The 13,846-nt window shown below is 63.0% G+C and carries 11 protein-coding genes; 8 read left to right on the plus strand and 3 right to left on the minus strand.

Translation table 11 applies throughout. The annotated features are described in order from the left end of the window. Window positions 1-23: 23 nt before the first annotated feature. The gene (locus HP556_RS07700) at window positions 24-3,254 is read left to right on the plus strand and encodes a bifunctional cytochrome P450/NADPH--P450 reductase (protein WP_175366520.1); all 3,231 of its coding nucleotides are present in this window, start codon (window positions 24-26) and stop codon (window positions 3,252-3,254) included. A gap of 166 nt (window positions 3,255-3,420) precedes the next feature. Then, the gene (locus tag HP556_RS07705; RefSeq protein ID WP_175366521.1) at window positions 3,421-4,398 is read left to right on the plus strand and encodes an alpha/beta hydrolase; all 978 of its coding nucleotides are present in this window, start codon (window positions 3,421-3,423) and stop codon (window positions 4,396-4,398) included. Window positions 4,399-4,406: 8 nt separating this feature from the next. On the opposite strand, the gene HP556_RS07710 is transcribed toward HP556_RS07705, so the two are convergent. Then, a complete protein-coding gene (locus HP556_RS07710; protein ID WP_068735746.1) occupies window positions 4,407-4,658 on the minus strand; it encodes a DUF6489 family protein in 252 nt (83 codons plus the stop codon). A 116-nt stretch (window positions 4,659-4,774) separates the two neighbouring features. Further along, window positions 4,775-6,028: an NAD(P)/FAD-dependent oxidoreductase gene (locus tag HP556_RS07715; RefSeq protein WP_175366522.1), complete on the minus strand. Its 1,254-nt coding sequence runs from the start codon at window positions 6,026-6,028 to the stop codon at window positions 4,775-4,777. 252 nt (window positions 6,029-6,280) lie between these two features. On the opposite strand from HP556_RS07715, the gene HP556_RS07720 reads away from it, so the two are divergent. The 5 genes from HP556_RS07720 (at window position 6,281) to HP556_RS07740 (ending at window position 12,023) form a co-directional block, all read left to right on the plus strand. Continuing rightward, window positions 6,281-7,888 (plus strand): ABC transporter substrate-binding protein, encoded by a 1,608-nt coding sequence (locus HP556_RS07720; protein ID WP_175366523.1) that lies wholly within the window; start codon window positions 6,281-6,283, stop codon window positions 7,886-7,888. Window positions 7,889-8,069: 181 nt separating this feature from the next. Further along, window positions 8,070-9,050 (plus strand): ABC transporter permease, encoded by a 981-nt coding sequence (locus tag HP556_RS07725; RefSeq protein WP_175366524.1) that lies wholly within the window; start codon window positions 8,070-8,072, stop codon window positions 9,048-9,050. A 9-nt stretch (window positions 9,051-9,059) separates the two neighbouring features. Continuing rightward, on the plus strand, window positions 9,060-9,998 hold the full coding sequence (locus HP556_RS07730; RefSeq protein ID WP_175366525.1) for an ABC transporter permease: 939 nt from the start codon (window positions 9,060-9,062) through the stop codon (window positions 9,996-9,998). A gap of 25 nt (window positions 9,999-10,023) precedes the next feature. Then, entirely contained in the window at window positions 10,024-11,013 is a 990-nt protein-coding gene (locus HP556_RS07735; protein WP_175366526.1) for an ABC transporter ATP-binding protein, read from the plus strand. Beyond that, window positions 11,010-12,023: an ABC transporter ATP-binding protein gene (locus HP556_RS07740; protein WP_175366527.1), complete on the plus strand. Its 1,014-nt coding sequence runs from the start codon at window positions 11,010-11,012 to the stop codon at window positions 12,021-12,023. The genes HP556_RS07735 and HP556_RS07740 overlap by 4 nt, the downstream gene beginning before the upstream one ends. 184 nt (window positions 12,024-12,207) lie before the next feature. Here the strand turns inward: HP556_RS07740 and recA are convergent, their stop codons facing one another. Then, window positions 12,208-13,311: a recombinase RecA gene (recA, locus tag HP556_RS07745; protein ID WP_089265133.1), complete on the minus strand. Its 1,104-nt coding sequence runs from the start codon at window positions 13,309-13,311 to the stop codon at window positions 12,208-12,210. Between recA and HP556_RS07750 the strand changes: the two genes are divergently transcribed. After that, a complete protein-coding gene (locus tag HP556_RS07750) occupies window positions 13,301-13,771 on the plus strand; it encodes a hypothetical protein (protein ID WP_175366528.1) in 471 nt (156 codons plus the stop codon). The two genes, recA and HP556_RS07750, sit on opposite strands and share 11 nt — an antisense overlap. The last annotated feature ends 75 nt before the right edge of the window (window positions 13,772-13,846 follow it).

The following is a 13,846-nucleotide window of genomic DNA, read 5'->3' on the forward strand; positions in this document are numbered from 1 at the left end:
GACAGCGGGGAGAAGACGACCACATGCCATCCACCAACAAACTCGCCCCGATCCCGCATCCGCCGAAGAAACCGGTGGTGGGCAACATGCTGTCGCTGGACGCCAATGCGCCAGTGCAGGATCTGGCGCGGCTAGCTAAGGAGCTCGGGCCGATCTTCTGGCTGGACATGATGGGATCGCCCATCGTCATCGTCGGCGGCCACGATCTGGTGGACGAGCTCAGCGACGAGAAGCGCTTTGACAAGGCTGTGCGCGGTGCGCTGCGCCGGGTCCGCGCGGTCGGCGGCGACGGACTGTTCACGGCGGATACGAAAGAGCCGAACTGGACCAAGGCCCACAACATCCTGCTGCAGCCGTTCGGCAACCGCGCGATGCAGTCCTATCACCCGAGCATGGTGGATATCGCCGAGCAGCTGGTGAAGAAATGGGAACGCCTCAATACCGACGAGGAAATCGACGTCGTCCATGACATGACGGCGCTGACGCTGGACACCATCGGCCTCTGCGGTTTCGACTATCGCTTCAACTCGTTCTACCGGAGCGACTACCACCCCTTCGTGGAATCGCTGGTGCGCTCGCTCGAGACCATCATGATGACCCGCGGCCTGCCGCTGGAAAGTCTGTGGATGCAGAAGCGCCGCCGCGATCTCGCCGGCGACGTCGCTTTCATGAACTCCATGGTCGACGAGATCATCGCCGAGCGCCGCAAGAATGCCGAGGCGACCGAGGCCAAGAAGGACATGCTCGGCGCCATGATGACCGGCGTCGACCGCGCGACCGGCGAACAGCTCGACGATGTCAACATTCGCTACCAGATCAACACCTTCCTGATCGCCGGCCACGAGACCACGTCGGGTCTGCTGTCATGCGCGATCTACGCGATGCTGAAACATCCGGAGGTGCTGAAGAAGGCCTATGAGGAAGTCGACCGTGTCTTCGGCCCCGATGTGAATGCCAAGCCGACCTATCAGCAGGTCACGCAGCTGCATTACATCACGCAGATCCTGAAGGAGTCGCTGCGGCTGTGGCCGCCGGCGCCGGCCTATGGCATCGCGCCGGTGCAGGACGAAACCATCGGCGGCGGCAAGTACAAGCTGCGCAAGGGCACTTTCGTTACCATCCTGGTGCTGGCGCTGCATCGCGATCCCTCGGTCTGGGGACCCAATCCCGACGCCTTCGATCCCGAAAATTTCTCGAAGGAAGCCGAGGCCGCACGGCCGATCAACGCCTGGAAGCCGTTCGGCAATGGCCAGCGCGCCTGTATCGGCCGCGGCTTCGCCATGCATGAAGCGGCGCTAGCGCTCGGCATGATCCTGCAGCGCTTCAAGATGACCGACCACAAACGCTACCAGATGGTGCTGAAGGAAACGCTGACCATCAAGCCCGACGGTTTCAAGATCAAAGTGCGCCCGCGCCACGATCACGAGCGCGGCGCCTATGCCGGACGCACGAGCGCAGCCGCTGCGGCCGCGCCGCTCGCGCCTGTCGCCACCGGCCGTGCGCGGCCGAGCCACAACACGCCGCTGCTGGTGCTCTATGGCTCCAATCTTGGCACCGCCGAGGAACTGGCGACACGCGTCGCCGATCTCGCCGAGGTCAACGGCTTCACCACCAAGCTGGCGCCGCTCGACGATTTCGTCGGCAAGCTGCCGACCGAGGGCGGCGTGCTGATCTTCTGCGCGTCCTACAACGGCGCGGCACCGGACAATGCCACGCAATTCGTCAACTGGCTGGGTACCGACCTGCCGAAGGACGCCTTTGCCAAGGTGCGCTATGCTGTGTTCGGCTGCGGCAACAGCGACTGGCTGGCGACCTATCAATCAATCCCTAGATATATCGACGACAAGCTGCGCGAACATGGCGCGACCAACGCCTATGTCCGCGGCGAAGGCGATGCGCGCGACGATCTCGACGGCCAGTTCGAGGACTGGTTTGCGAAACTGCGTCCGCTCGCGGTGAAGGAATTCGGCCTCGACACCGGCTTCGAGCGGAGCGCCGACGATGCACCGCTCTATCAGATCGAACCTGTCGCGCCGAGCGCGGTGAACACCGTCGTCGCCCTCGGCGGCGTGGTCCCGATGAAGGTGCTGGGCAACAGGGAATTACAGAACGGCGCGTCGGATCGCTCGACACGTCATATCGAGATCGAATTGCCCGCGGGAACGAGCTACCGGGTCGGCGACCACCTCAGCGTGGTGCCGCGCAACGATCCCGCTTTGGTCGACGCCGTCGCGCGCCGTTTCGGCTTCCTGCCGGACGACCAGATCCGGCTGCAGGTCGCGACGGGCCGTCGCGCGCAACTGCCGGTCGGCGACGTGGTCTCTGTCGGCCGATTGCTGACTGAGTTCGTCGAGCTGCAACAGGTCGCCACCCGCAAGCAGATCCAGATCATGGCAGAGAACACCCGATGCCCGATGACCAAGCCGAAACTGCTCGGCTATGTCGGCGACGATCCCGCTGCGAGCGAGCGCTATCGCAGTGACATCCTTGCCAAACGCAAATCGGTGTTCGACCTCCTCGAAGAACATCCGGCCTGCGAATTGCCGTTCCACACTTATCTGGAAATGCTGTCGCTGCTGGCGCCACGCTATTACTCGATCTCGTCGTCACCGCAAGGCGAGACATCGCGCTGCAGCGTCACCACCGCCGTGGTGCAAGGCCCGGCGCATTCCGGCCGCGGCATCTATCGAGGCGTCTGCTCCAACTATCTCAGCGGCCGCCGCGCCGGCGATACCGTGCATGCGATCGTACGCGAGACCAAGGCCGGCTTCCGCCTGCCCCACGATCCCCTTGTGCCGCTCATCATGATCGGACCCGGCACTGGCCTCGCGCCGTTCCGCGGCTTCCTGCAGGAGCGCGCGGCATTGAAAGCGCAAGACGCCGTGCTCGGCCCCGCGCTGCTGTTCTTCGGCTGCCGCCATCCCGATCAGGACTTTCTCTATGCCGAGGAGCTGAAGGGTTTCGCCGCCGATGGTATCTGTGAACTACACACCGCCTTCTCGCGCGGCGATGCGCCGAAGACCTATGTGCAGCATCTCATCACCCAGCAGAAGGATCGCGTCTGGGATCTGATCCAGCAGGGCGCCATTACTTATGTCTGCGGCGACGGCGGCAAGATGGAGCCGGATGTGAAAGCGGCGTTGATGGCGATCCAGCGCGAGCGCAGCGGCGGCGATGATGCTGCAGCGCTGACCTGGATCGACGACCTCGGCACCCGCAATCGCTATGTGCTCGACGTCTGGGCCGGGAGTTAGCGAGAGGCTGATACCAGTTCCATTGTCACAATCGCTGTCACAAAAGCCCGCCCGCACTGTCATAATTGCCTTACGCGCAATCTCTCATTAATCGCTGCGACGATTTGTTTGGCGCATGACGCGCTTGTCACTTTTTCGCAGGGACTTTCCGTGTCATATGTTTGACATGAGCCCACGTTCCGCCCGATCCCCCGAACCGATTGATGTCCCGTACGAGCCGCCACAGCTGGCGCGCGCGAACGGGATCGATATCTGTTACGACATCTTCGGCTATTCGGACGCGGAACCGATGGTGATGATCATGGGTCTCGGCGCCCAGATGATCCACTGGGACGACGACTTCTGCCGCGAATTGGCCAGCAATGGCTTTCGCGTGATCCGCTTCGACAACCGCGACATCGGCCTGTCCTCCAAGATGGCCGGCGGCAAGCCGTTCACTCTGTTCGAGCTGGCCAAGCTGCGTTTTCTCGGTACGCCTGTCTCCGCCCCCTACAAGCTGAGCGACATGGCAACCGATGTGGTGGCCCTGCTCGACGTGCTGCGGATCCGCTCCGCGCATGTGGTTGGCGCCTCCATGGGCGGCATGATCGCGCAGGAGATGGCGATCACTTATCCGGAGCGCCTGCGCTCGCTGACCTCGATCATGTCGACCACGGGCAATCCGCGCCTGCCGCAGCCGAGCCGCGCCGTGTCACTGCTGCTGCTGAAGCCGCAGCCGACCGGTTACGAGGCGTTCCTCGAACGCTTCAAGCAGACCTGGCTGTTCCTGCGCGTCGGCAGCTTCCCCGACGACGAAGCCAGGGATCTCGACCGCGCCGAGCGGACCTATGCGCGCGGCCTGAGCCCGGCCGGCGTCGGCCGGCAACTCCGCGCCATCCTCGCTTCGGGCAGCCGTAAAGAGAGGCTCGCCACGGTCACCGCGCCGACGCTGGTGATCCACGGCAAGATCGATCCTCTGGTGCATCCGGCCGCCGGCCGCGACACGGCCGCGTCGATTCCCGGCGCAAAGCTGATGATGGTCGACCGGATGGGCCACGCTCTGCCGATCTCGATGTGGTCCCTGGTGATCGACGCCATCTCGCGGCATGCGCATGGGGCGAAGCTGCAGCAGCCGCTACAGGCCAACGCGCGCCGCGCGGGCTGAGCCCGCGTCTACTTCTTGTCCTTCGGCTTCACACCGAGGCCGGCCATATTGGCGAACATCTCCTGGAAGCGCTCGCCCATCTTCGGATCGAACGAGAACCAGCTCTGCATGATCGACTCCGGCGAGAACTTGTCGATATTGTCCATCATCTTTTTCTGCATTTGATCCATCATCGCCGACTGCATCGGCTGCACATCAGGCAGCCCCAGGAATTCGCGCGCCTCAAGCGGCGTGCAGTCCACGGTGACGATCACTTTCATTATCAGCTCCTGAGGCAAACCGGCCGCTCACGCGAACATGGCGGCGCAGCGGCAGTATCGCCGCTGACGCCTGCCCGATGCAAGCGATGTGACATTTACATTGCAGTTGCGAGATGTCAGCCGAAGCGTTCGGCCGCGAAGGCCTTGGGATCAGTGAAGGGCGTGACGCCCGTCACCATGTCCGCGATCAGACGGCCGGTCACCGGCCCCAGCGTGAAGCCGTGATGCTGGTGGCCGAAATCGAACCACAGGCCTTTGTGGCGCGGCGCCTTGCCGATCACCGGCAGCATGTCCGGCAGGCAGGGCCGCGCGCCCATCCAGGGCTTCGCCTCGACGGGATTGCCGAGCGGGAAGGTCTGCCGTGCGATCGGCAGCGCCCGCTCGATCTGCGCCGGCGTCGGCGGCGCATCGCGGAGCGCGAATTCGGCGCCGGTGGTCAGCCGGATGCCGCGATTCATCGGCGCCAGCAGATAGCCGCGATCGGCATCGAGAACCGGATGGCGCAGCACCGCATTGCCGGATGGCGCCAGATGGATGTGATAGCCGCGCTTGCTCTTGAGCGGGATGTTGTAGCCGAGCGGCCGAAACACCTGATCCGACCATGGCCCGAGCGCGACCACGACATCGCGCGCGACCAGCGCCCCGTTCGGCCCGGCCACGCGCCATTTGCCGTCGCTATGCTCCAGCGTACGCGCATCGGCGGCGATGAAGCGCCCGCCCTTGCGGATGAACAGCGCGGCATAGGCTTTGGCGAGGCCGCCAGGATCTGGCACGAAGCCCGGCGACGTCCAGTGAATGGCACCGGCAAAATCGGTGGACAGGTTCGGCTCCTGCTCCGCAATGGCGGCGGCGTCCAGAACGTCGCCCGGCACGCCATAGGCGCGATGGCGCTCGAGATCCGCGATCCCCTTCGCGAGACTCGCCTCGGAGCGAAACGCGTTGATCCATCCCATCCGGCGCAGAAGCTCCGGCACGCCGGCCTCCGCGATCAGCGCCTCGTGCTCGGTCAGGCTACGCTGGATCAGCGGCAGCGCCGCCATCGCACTGCGGAGTGCTCCCTCAGGCGACGAGTTCAGGAAATATCTGACGATCCATGGCAGCATGCCGGGCAGCGCATTGAGATGATAGTGCACCTCCGGCGCGCGGTTCAGCGCATATTTAAACAGCTTGGTGAGGTCGCGCGGCAGCATATAGGGAAAAATCGAACAGCACTGGATCAGCCCGGCATTGCCATAGCTCGTCTCCTCACCGGCCTTCTCATGCCGGTCGACCAGCACCACATTGCGGCCGCGCGCCTGCAGATGCAGCGCCGCCGACACACCGACCATACCTGCGCCGAGCACAAGCACATCAGCCTTGAGTTCCGCCATTCCTGCTCCGAAATCTTGCCGTTCTGGCGGTCCTGTTAGCGCCGTGACGTGACCGAATGATGCACGCGCGCAACGCGTGGAATTCTTATACCCGACCCTAGCAAGGATTGCGCCAGCTGCTTCATTGTGCAGCGCATAGCTGACAAATGCTGCTTGCGCAGCCTGCAATCTCCGCCAACAATGTGCCACTCGCTCAACTGTCGGGCGGCCGCGCGGTGATGCAATCGCGGCAATGCAATGGAGAAGCTCAGTATGTCGATCCGTCAGACGTTCATTGCCGCCGCTGCATCGCTGATTGCCTTTGCCACAGTTTCTGCCTCCGTACTGCCCGCCTCCGCACAAACGCTGCGCTATGCCAATCAGGGCGACCTGAAATCGCTCGATCCCTATACGCTGCGCGAGACCACGACGATCGCCCATCACGGCCAGGTCTATGAAGGCCTCGTCGGACGCGGCAAGGATCTGCAGATCATCCCGGCGCTTGCCGAGAGCTGGGAAACACCGGAGCCGACGCGCTGGCGATTCCATCTGCGCAAGGGTGTCAAATTCCACAATGGCGACCCCTTCACTGCCGATGATGTCGTGTTCTCCGCCGACCGCGTGCGCGCCAAGGGTTCCGACTTCACGACGGTCATTCCGGCCGATGCCAAGGTGCTCAAGATCGACGACTACACCGTCGATTTCGTGCTGACTAAGCCCAATCCCATCCTGACGTCGCAATGGGACGTCTGGTACATCATGGACAAGAAATGGGCGGAGGCGAACAATGCCAACGCGCCGACGCCGGCCGCGGCGACCTCGCCAAGCTTCGCGTCGTTGAATGCGAATGGCACGGGCCCCTTCACCATCGAAAGCCATCAACCGGGCGTGAAGACAGTCTTCAAGGTCAACCCGAACTGGTGGGGCAAGCCCGAGCATAATCTCAAGGAGATCATCTTCACGCCGATCGCCTCCGATGCCACCCGCGTCGCGGCGCTGCTGTCCGGCGAAGTCGACATCATCGAGCCGGTACCGGTGCAGGACATCGCGCGCGTCAATGGATCAGCCAACGCCGCCGTGATGGCCGGGCCGGAGCTGCGCACCATCTTCCTCGGCATGGACCAGATCCGCGACGAGCTGCTGTTCTCCAACATCAAGGGCAAGAACCCGTTCAAGGACATCCGCGTCCGCGAGGCCTTCTACAAGGCCATCGACATCGAACTGATCAAGAGCCGCGTCATGCGCGGACTGTCGACACCATCCGCCTTGATGATCGCGCCGCCGCTGTTCAAGCTCTCCGGCGACTTCACGCGGCCGAAATACGACGCCGACGGCGCCAAGAAGTTGCTGGCCGATGCCGGTTATCCCGACGGATTCGAAGTCGGCATGGATTGCCCGAACGATCGCTATGTCAACGACGCCGCGATCTGCCAGGCCGTGGTCGGCATGCTCGCACGCATCGGGGTGAAGGTGATCCTGAACGCGCAGCCCAAGGCGCTATATTTCGCCAAAGTGTTCAAGACCGGCGGCTTCAACACCTCATTCTATCTGCTCGGCTGGACACCGGGCACGCAGGATTCGCACAATGTGATGCATGACATCATGGGCTGCCGCGACGATCCCGCGAGCCCGCGCGGCGCCACCAATCTCGGCGGCTATTGCAACAAGCAGTTCGACGCCCTCACGGATCAGGTGCTGCAGGAGACCGACACCGCCAAGCGCGACCAGCTCATCAAACAGGCCTATGAGATCGCCGCCAAGGACTGGGCCTATATCCCGCTGCATCAGCAGGCGTTGGCCTGGGGCGTCTCCAAGAAGGTGAAGATCGTGCAGCGCCCCGACAACCAGGTGCTGCCATACTGGGCGGTGAAGTCGGAATAGGTTTGGCATCCGCGTGGAAGGCCAGGTCGCCCCGATCTCAGTCCTCATCCTGAGGAGCGGCGCCTTCGCCGCGTCTCGAAGGATGGTGGCCTGCATTATCTCATGGTTCGAGACGGCGCTGAAGAAGCGCCTCCTCACCATGAGGTCCCAGATGTTTCAATAACAGAAAGCGAAATAGCCCATGCTCGCTTTCATCCTGCGCCGCGCATTGCAGTCCATTGGTGTGATGATCGCCGTCGGCATCATCGCCTTCACCATGTTCCGCTTTGCCGGCGATCCGGTGAACCAGATGGTGGCCATCGACACCACGCCGGCGCAGCGCGCCGAGGTGCGCGCGTCGCTCGGCCTCGACGACCCCGTCCCGGTGCAATTCGCGCGCTACTTCATCAATGCCGTGCAGTTCAAGTTCGGCGTCTCCTACCAGTTTCGTCAGCCGGTCTCCGCGCTGCTGAAGGAGCGCATGCCGGCGACGCTGGAGCTCGCCACCTGCGCCACCGTGATCGCCATGGTGTTCGGCATTCTGATGGGCATCTATTCGGCGCTGCGGAAGGATTCGTTCTTCGCCAAGGTGTTGCAGGCGGTATCGCTGATCGGCATCTCGCTGCCGACCTTCCTGATCGGCATTCTGCTGATCTATCTGTTCGCGGTGACCCTCGGCTGGCTGCCCTCCTTCGGGCGCGGCGACGTCGTGAAATTCGGCTGGTGGACCACCGGCTTGCTGACAATCTCCGGCCTGAAGGCGCTGATCATGCCATCGGTCACGCTCGGCCTGTTCCAGATGACGCTGATCATGCGCCTCGTCCGCGCCGAGATGCTGGAAGTGCTGCGCACCGACTATATCCGCTTCGCACGCGCCCGCGGGCTCACCACGCGGGCGATCCATTTCGGTCATGCGCTCAAGAACACGCTGGTGCCGGTCATCACCGTGGCCGGGCTGCAATTCGGCTCGGTCATCGCCTTCGCCATCATTACCGAGACGGTGTTCCAGTGGCCGGGCATGGGGCTGCTGTTCGTGCAGGCCGTACAGAATGTCGATATCCCGATCATGGCGGCCTATCTGTTGGTGGTGTCGCTGATCTTCGTCACCATCAACCTGATTGTGGACATCCTCTACACCGTGGTCGATCCGCGTCTGCGCGCGACGATCAACCGGCCGGCGTGAGGGAGTGACATGACCGACGCGCCCATCCCCCGCACACCCTCCCTCCTCGCCCGCGCCATCGACAGCGACATCTTCTATTCGTTCCGCCGCTCCAAACTCACAATGGTCGCCGCCGCGATCGTGTTTGTGCTGCTGATGATGGCGCTGTTCGCGCCTGTGCTGGTGGTGCAGAATCCGTTCGATCCGGCGCAGCTCGAACTGATCAATTCCCGCATCTCGCCGCTCTGGACGGCGGAGGGCCAGAGGCCGTTCCTGCTCGGCACCGACGAACAGGGGCGCGATATCTATTCGGCGATCCTCTACGGCATGCGGATTTCGCTGGTGGTCGGCGTGCTCGGCGTTAGTTTCGCGGCAGTACTCGGCATCGGGCTCGGCCTGATCGCCGGCTATGTCGGCGGCGCCGTGGACAGCCTGATCATGCGCATTGCCGATGTGCAGCTCACTTTCCCCGCGATCCTGATCGCGCTCTTGATCGACGGCGTCGTGAAATCGGCGCTCGGCAATCATCTCGATGCATCGACCACGTTGATCGTGCTGGTGGTGGCCATCGGGCTGAGTTTCTGGGTGCAATATGCCCGCACCGTGCGCGGCTCGGTGATGGTGGAGAAGAACAAGGACTATGTCGCCGCAGCACAGCTGATCGGCCTGCCCGCGCGCGTAATCATGATCCGCCATGTGCTGCCGAACACGATGGGGCCGATCCTGGTGATCGCCACCATCAATCTGGCGCTGGCCATCATCACCGAGGCGACGCTGTCGTTTCTCGGCTCCGGCATGCCCGACACGATGCCGTCGCTGGGCACGCTGATCCGCATCGGCAACAATTATCTGTTCTCCGGCGAATGGTGGGTCATCGCCTTTCCCGGACTCGCGCTGGCCTCGCTGATCCTCTCGATCAACCTGCTCGGCGACTGGCTGCGCGATGCGCTGAATCCGAAGCTGCAATGATGCCTCACCTCAAGCAGTGCCCGATATGAGCGTGCCCGTCCTCTCCGTGCGCAACCTGCGCGTCGAATTCGCCAGCCGGCGTGGCGCGCTGCGCGCCATCGACGGCGTGTCCTTCGACATCGCCAAGGGCGAGGTGCTGGGCGTGGTCGGCGAATCCGGCGCCGGCAAATCGGTGACGGGACTTGCGGCCATCGGCCTGATCGATCCCCCCGGACGGATCGCGGGCGGCGAGATCCTGCTGTCCGGATTGCGCATCGACAATCTGCCGGCGGAGGCGATGCGCCGGATTCGCGGCAAGCGCATCGCCATGATCTTTCAGGATCCGCTGACCAGTCTCAATCCGCTGTATCGGATCGGCGACCAGCTGGTGGAGACGATCCGCACCCATCTCAACATGAACGAGACGCAGGCGCGCAAGCGCGCAGTGGATCTGCTCGCCGAGGTCGGCATTCCCGCCCCTGACAAGCGCGTCGATGCCTATCCGCATGAATTCTCCGGCGGCATGCGGCAGCGCGTGGTGATCGCGCTGGCGATCGCGGCCGAGCCCGAACTGATCATCGCCGACGAGCCGACCACCGCGCTCGATGTCTCCGTGCAGGCGCAGATCATCGCGCTGATCAAGCGGCTCGGCCGCGACCACGGCACGGCGGTGATGCTGGTCACCCACGATATGGGTGTGATCGCGGAGACCTCCGACCGCGTCGCCGTGATGTATTCCGGGCGCATCGCCGAGATCGGCCCGGTGCGCGACGTGGTGCAAAACCCGCTGCATCCCTATGCCAAGGGATTGATGGGCGCGATCCCGACGCTGACCGGCGACGCCTCGCAGCGGCTGGTGCAGATCCCGGGAAGCATGCCGCGGCTGTCGGCGATTCCGCAGGGCTGTGCGTTCAACCCGCGCTGCAGTTTTGCGTTCGACCGCTGCCGCGCGGAGCGGCCTGAGCCGATCGCTGTGGGTGCGCAGCAGGTCGCCTGTCATCTCTACGATCATGCCCATGCGGAGAGCGCGGCATGACGGCGCTGGTGCAGGCACGCAATCTCAAACGCGCATTCGACGTCTCGAAGCCGTGGCTCAACCGCGTCATCGAGCGCAGTCCGATGGAGTTTCTGAAAGCCGTCGACGGCGTCTCCTTCGAGATCAAACGCGGCGAGACTTTTGCGCTGGTCGGCGAATCCGGCTCGGGCAAGAGCACGGTGGCGCGGATGGTGGTCGGGCTGCTGCCGCCGACATCCGGCGACGTCATCATCGACGGCGTCTCGATGAGCGATCCCAGGCAGGCGACTGCGCGAAAACTGCTGCGCAAGCGCATCCAGATGATTTTTCAGGATCCCTATGCCAGCCTCAATCCGCGGCTGCGCGTCGATGCCATCATCGCTGAACCGATCCGCGCCTTCGATCTCATTCAGGGCGAGCGCGACATTCGCGCCCGCATTGGCGAATTGCTGACGCTGGTGGGCCTGCATCCCGACGACGGGCAGAAATATCCGCATCAGTTCTCCGGCGGCCAGCGCCAGCGCATCGCCATTGCCCGCGCACTCGCATCGGAGGCCGAGTTCATCGTCTGCGACGAGCCGACCTCCGCGCTGGATGTCTCGGTGCAGGCGCAGATTCTCAACCTGATGCGCGAACTGCAGGACAAATTCGGCCTGACCTATCTGTTTATCAGCCACAATCTTGCTGTTGTCAGGCACATGGCCGACCGGATCGGCGTGATGTATCTCGGCCGCATCGTGGAGATTGCGGAAGGGCGCGAACTCTTCCGCGCGCCGCGCATGCCCTATACGCGCATGCTGCTTGGCGCAGTGCCGGATCTGGCCATGTCAGGCCGCGCACGCATCGCGGTCTCCGGCGAGATTCCCAATCCGATCGATCCGCCCTCCGGCTGCACGTTTCATCCGCGCTGCCCCGAAGTGTTCGATCTCTGTCGCAAGATCGTACCGGATCTGGTCGACGGCGTCGCCTGTCATGCGGTGAACAAACTGATCGCGCCGCCAAGCGAGGCTGTCCCCGCCGGGCGGCAATAATTGCGATCAGGGCGCACTCAGATCAGGGCGCCCTGAAACGACAACGCGGCAGGCACCGCAGGGTATCGGCAACAGACCCCCACAGTACCCACCGCGAAATCATTCAGCCGACACTGTCGGCTGCAAGATCGGTCCGGCAACATCACTGCGCATGAACGTCAGTGCGTCTCCGGACCCGATCCGATCAATCTTCTGCCGGCTCCTCGCCGTCACCGCCGTCTTCGTCGCGCTCGATGGGACCGGCGAGAATCTGCTCGGCGATCAGGCCGGAATTCTGCCGGATCGATGCTTCGATCTTGGCGGTCATGTCCGGATTGGCTTTCAGGAAGGCCTTGGAATTCTCGCGGCCCTGGCCGAGACGCTGGCTGTCATAGGAGAACCAGGCGCCGGACTTCTCGACGATTCCCGCTTTCACGCCGAGATCGAGGATCTCGCCCATCTTGGAGACGCCTTCGCCATACATGATGTCGAATTCGACCTGCTTGAAGGGCGGCGCCAGCTTGTTCTTCACGACCTTGACGCGGGTCGAATTGCCGACCACTTCGTCGCGCTCCTTGATCGCGCCGATGCGGCGGATGTCGAGACGGACCGAGGCGTAGAATTTCAACGCATTACCGCCGGTAGTGGTTTCCGGCGAGCCATACATCACACCGATCTTCATGCGGATCTGGTTGATGAAGATCACCATCGTATTGGATTTGTTGATCGAGGCAGTCAGCTTGCGCAGCGCCTGGCTCATCAGACGGGCTTGCAGGCCGGGCAGCGCGTCGCCCATTTCGCCTTCGAGTTCGGCGCGCGGCACCAGCGCTGCCACGGAGTCGATGATCAGCACGTCCACCGCGCCGGAGCGCACCAGCGTGTCGGCGATTTCCAGCGCCTGTTCGCCGTGGTCCGGCTGCGAGATCAGGAGTTCATCGACATTGACCCCCAGCTTGCGGGCATAGACCGGGTCGAGCGCGTGTTCGGCGTCGATGAAGGCGCAGATGCCGCCCTTCTTCTGGGCTTCCGCGGCGCAATGCAGCGCCAAAGTGGTCTTGCCCGAGGATTCCGGTCCGTAAATCTCGATCACGCGGCCCTTCGGCAGGCCACCGACGCCGAGCGCGATATCGAGGCCGAGCGAGCCCGACGAAATCACCTCGATGTCCATCGACCGGTCGTTCTTGCCGAGCTTCATCACCGAGCCCTTGCCGAACTGGCGCTCGATCTGGGAGAGCGCGGCCGACAGGGCCTTGGTCTTGTCCATGGAGGATCCTTCAACGATACGCAGGGCAGTCGGAGTGGTAGCCATTGATCTAGCTCCTTATGAAGGGATTCGCGACAGGACAAACGGCAAGCGCCAGAGGATAGCGGTGCTGTTCGGGTTGAAAACAATGTACCCTATCTGTTCTATGTTCGCAATATGTTCTTTTGGGAATTTGGGTACTGCCTGTTTTGACCCTCAGTGGCCTAGTTTGATTTCGGCTGTGGCCTATTATGAAAAAATGACCGCAGAGAAAAAAATCGTTGCAACTGGGATTTGGCTTTACGACCGAACCGCCCCTAGGCGGATTGCTATCTACGCCCAGCCCGTGCGGTTTGCGTCGTCTCGATATGACAACGATGACCAATTGGACGAAAGCCGTCCGATTCCAGAAACGCCAGATGGACTCGTTTATACGTGCGACCTCACGGGAGGGAGCCACCACACCCTCGACGAGGCGAAGGATTGGGCCGACCAACAACCATGGGGGCCGGTTGAATGGGACTAAGGCCGCCTCAGTGGGCGGCCTCTTTCATTCTTAGTCATCTTCGTCGATATCGTTCAAAAACGACAGCCACCCGAT

Source organism: Tardiphaga robiniae, assembly GCF_013359755.1.
GTDB classification, from domain to species: domain Bacteria; phylum Pseudomonadota; class Alphaproteobacteria; order Rhizobiales; family Xanthobacteraceae; genus Tardiphaga; species Tardiphaga robiniae.

What these genes read in the sequence shown, in the direction of transcription:
- HP556_RS07700 (WP_175366520.1), top strand. Translation starts at nt 24, where the DNA reads ATGCCATCCACCAACAAACTCGCCCCGATCCCGCATCCGCCGAAGAAA.
- HP556_RS07705 (WP_175366521.1), top strand. Translation starts at nt 3,421, where the DNA reads ATGAGCCCACGTTCCGCCCGATCCCCCGAACCGATTGATGTCCCGTAC.
- HP556_RS07710 (WP_068735746.1), bottom strand. Translation starts at nt 4,658, where the DNA reads ATGAAAGTGATCGTCACCGTGGACTGCACGCCGCTTGAGGCGCGCGAA.
- HP556_RS07715 (WP_175366522.1), bottom strand. Translation starts at nt 6,028, where the DNA reads ATGGCGGAACTCAAGGCTGATGTGCTTGTGCTCGGCGCAGGTATGGTC.
- HP556_RS07720 (WP_175366523.1), top strand. Translation starts at nt 6,281, where the DNA reads ATGTCGATCCGTCAGACGTTCATTGCCGCCGCTGCATCGCTGATTGCC.
- HP556_RS07725 (WP_175366524.1), top strand. Translation starts at nt 8,070, where the DNA reads ATGCTCGCTTTCATCCTGCGCCGCGCATTGCAGTCCATTGGTGTGATG.
- HP556_RS07730 (WP_175366525.1), top strand. Translation starts at nt 9,060, where the DNA reads ATGACCGACGCGCCCATCCCCCGCACACCCTCCCTCCTCGCCCGCGCC.
- HP556_RS07735 (WP_175366526.1), top strand. Translation starts at nt 10,024, where the DNA reads ATGAGCGTGCCCGTCCTCTCCGTGCGCAACCTGCGCGTCGAATTCGCC.
- HP556_RS07740 (WP_175366527.1), top strand. Translation starts at nt 11,010, where the DNA reads ATGACGGCGCTGGTGCAGGCACGCAATCTCAAACGCGCATTCGACGTC.
- recA (WP_089265133.1), bottom strand. Translation starts at nt 13,311, where the DNA reads ATGGCTACCACTCCGACTGCCCTGCGTATCGTTGAAGGATCCTCCATG.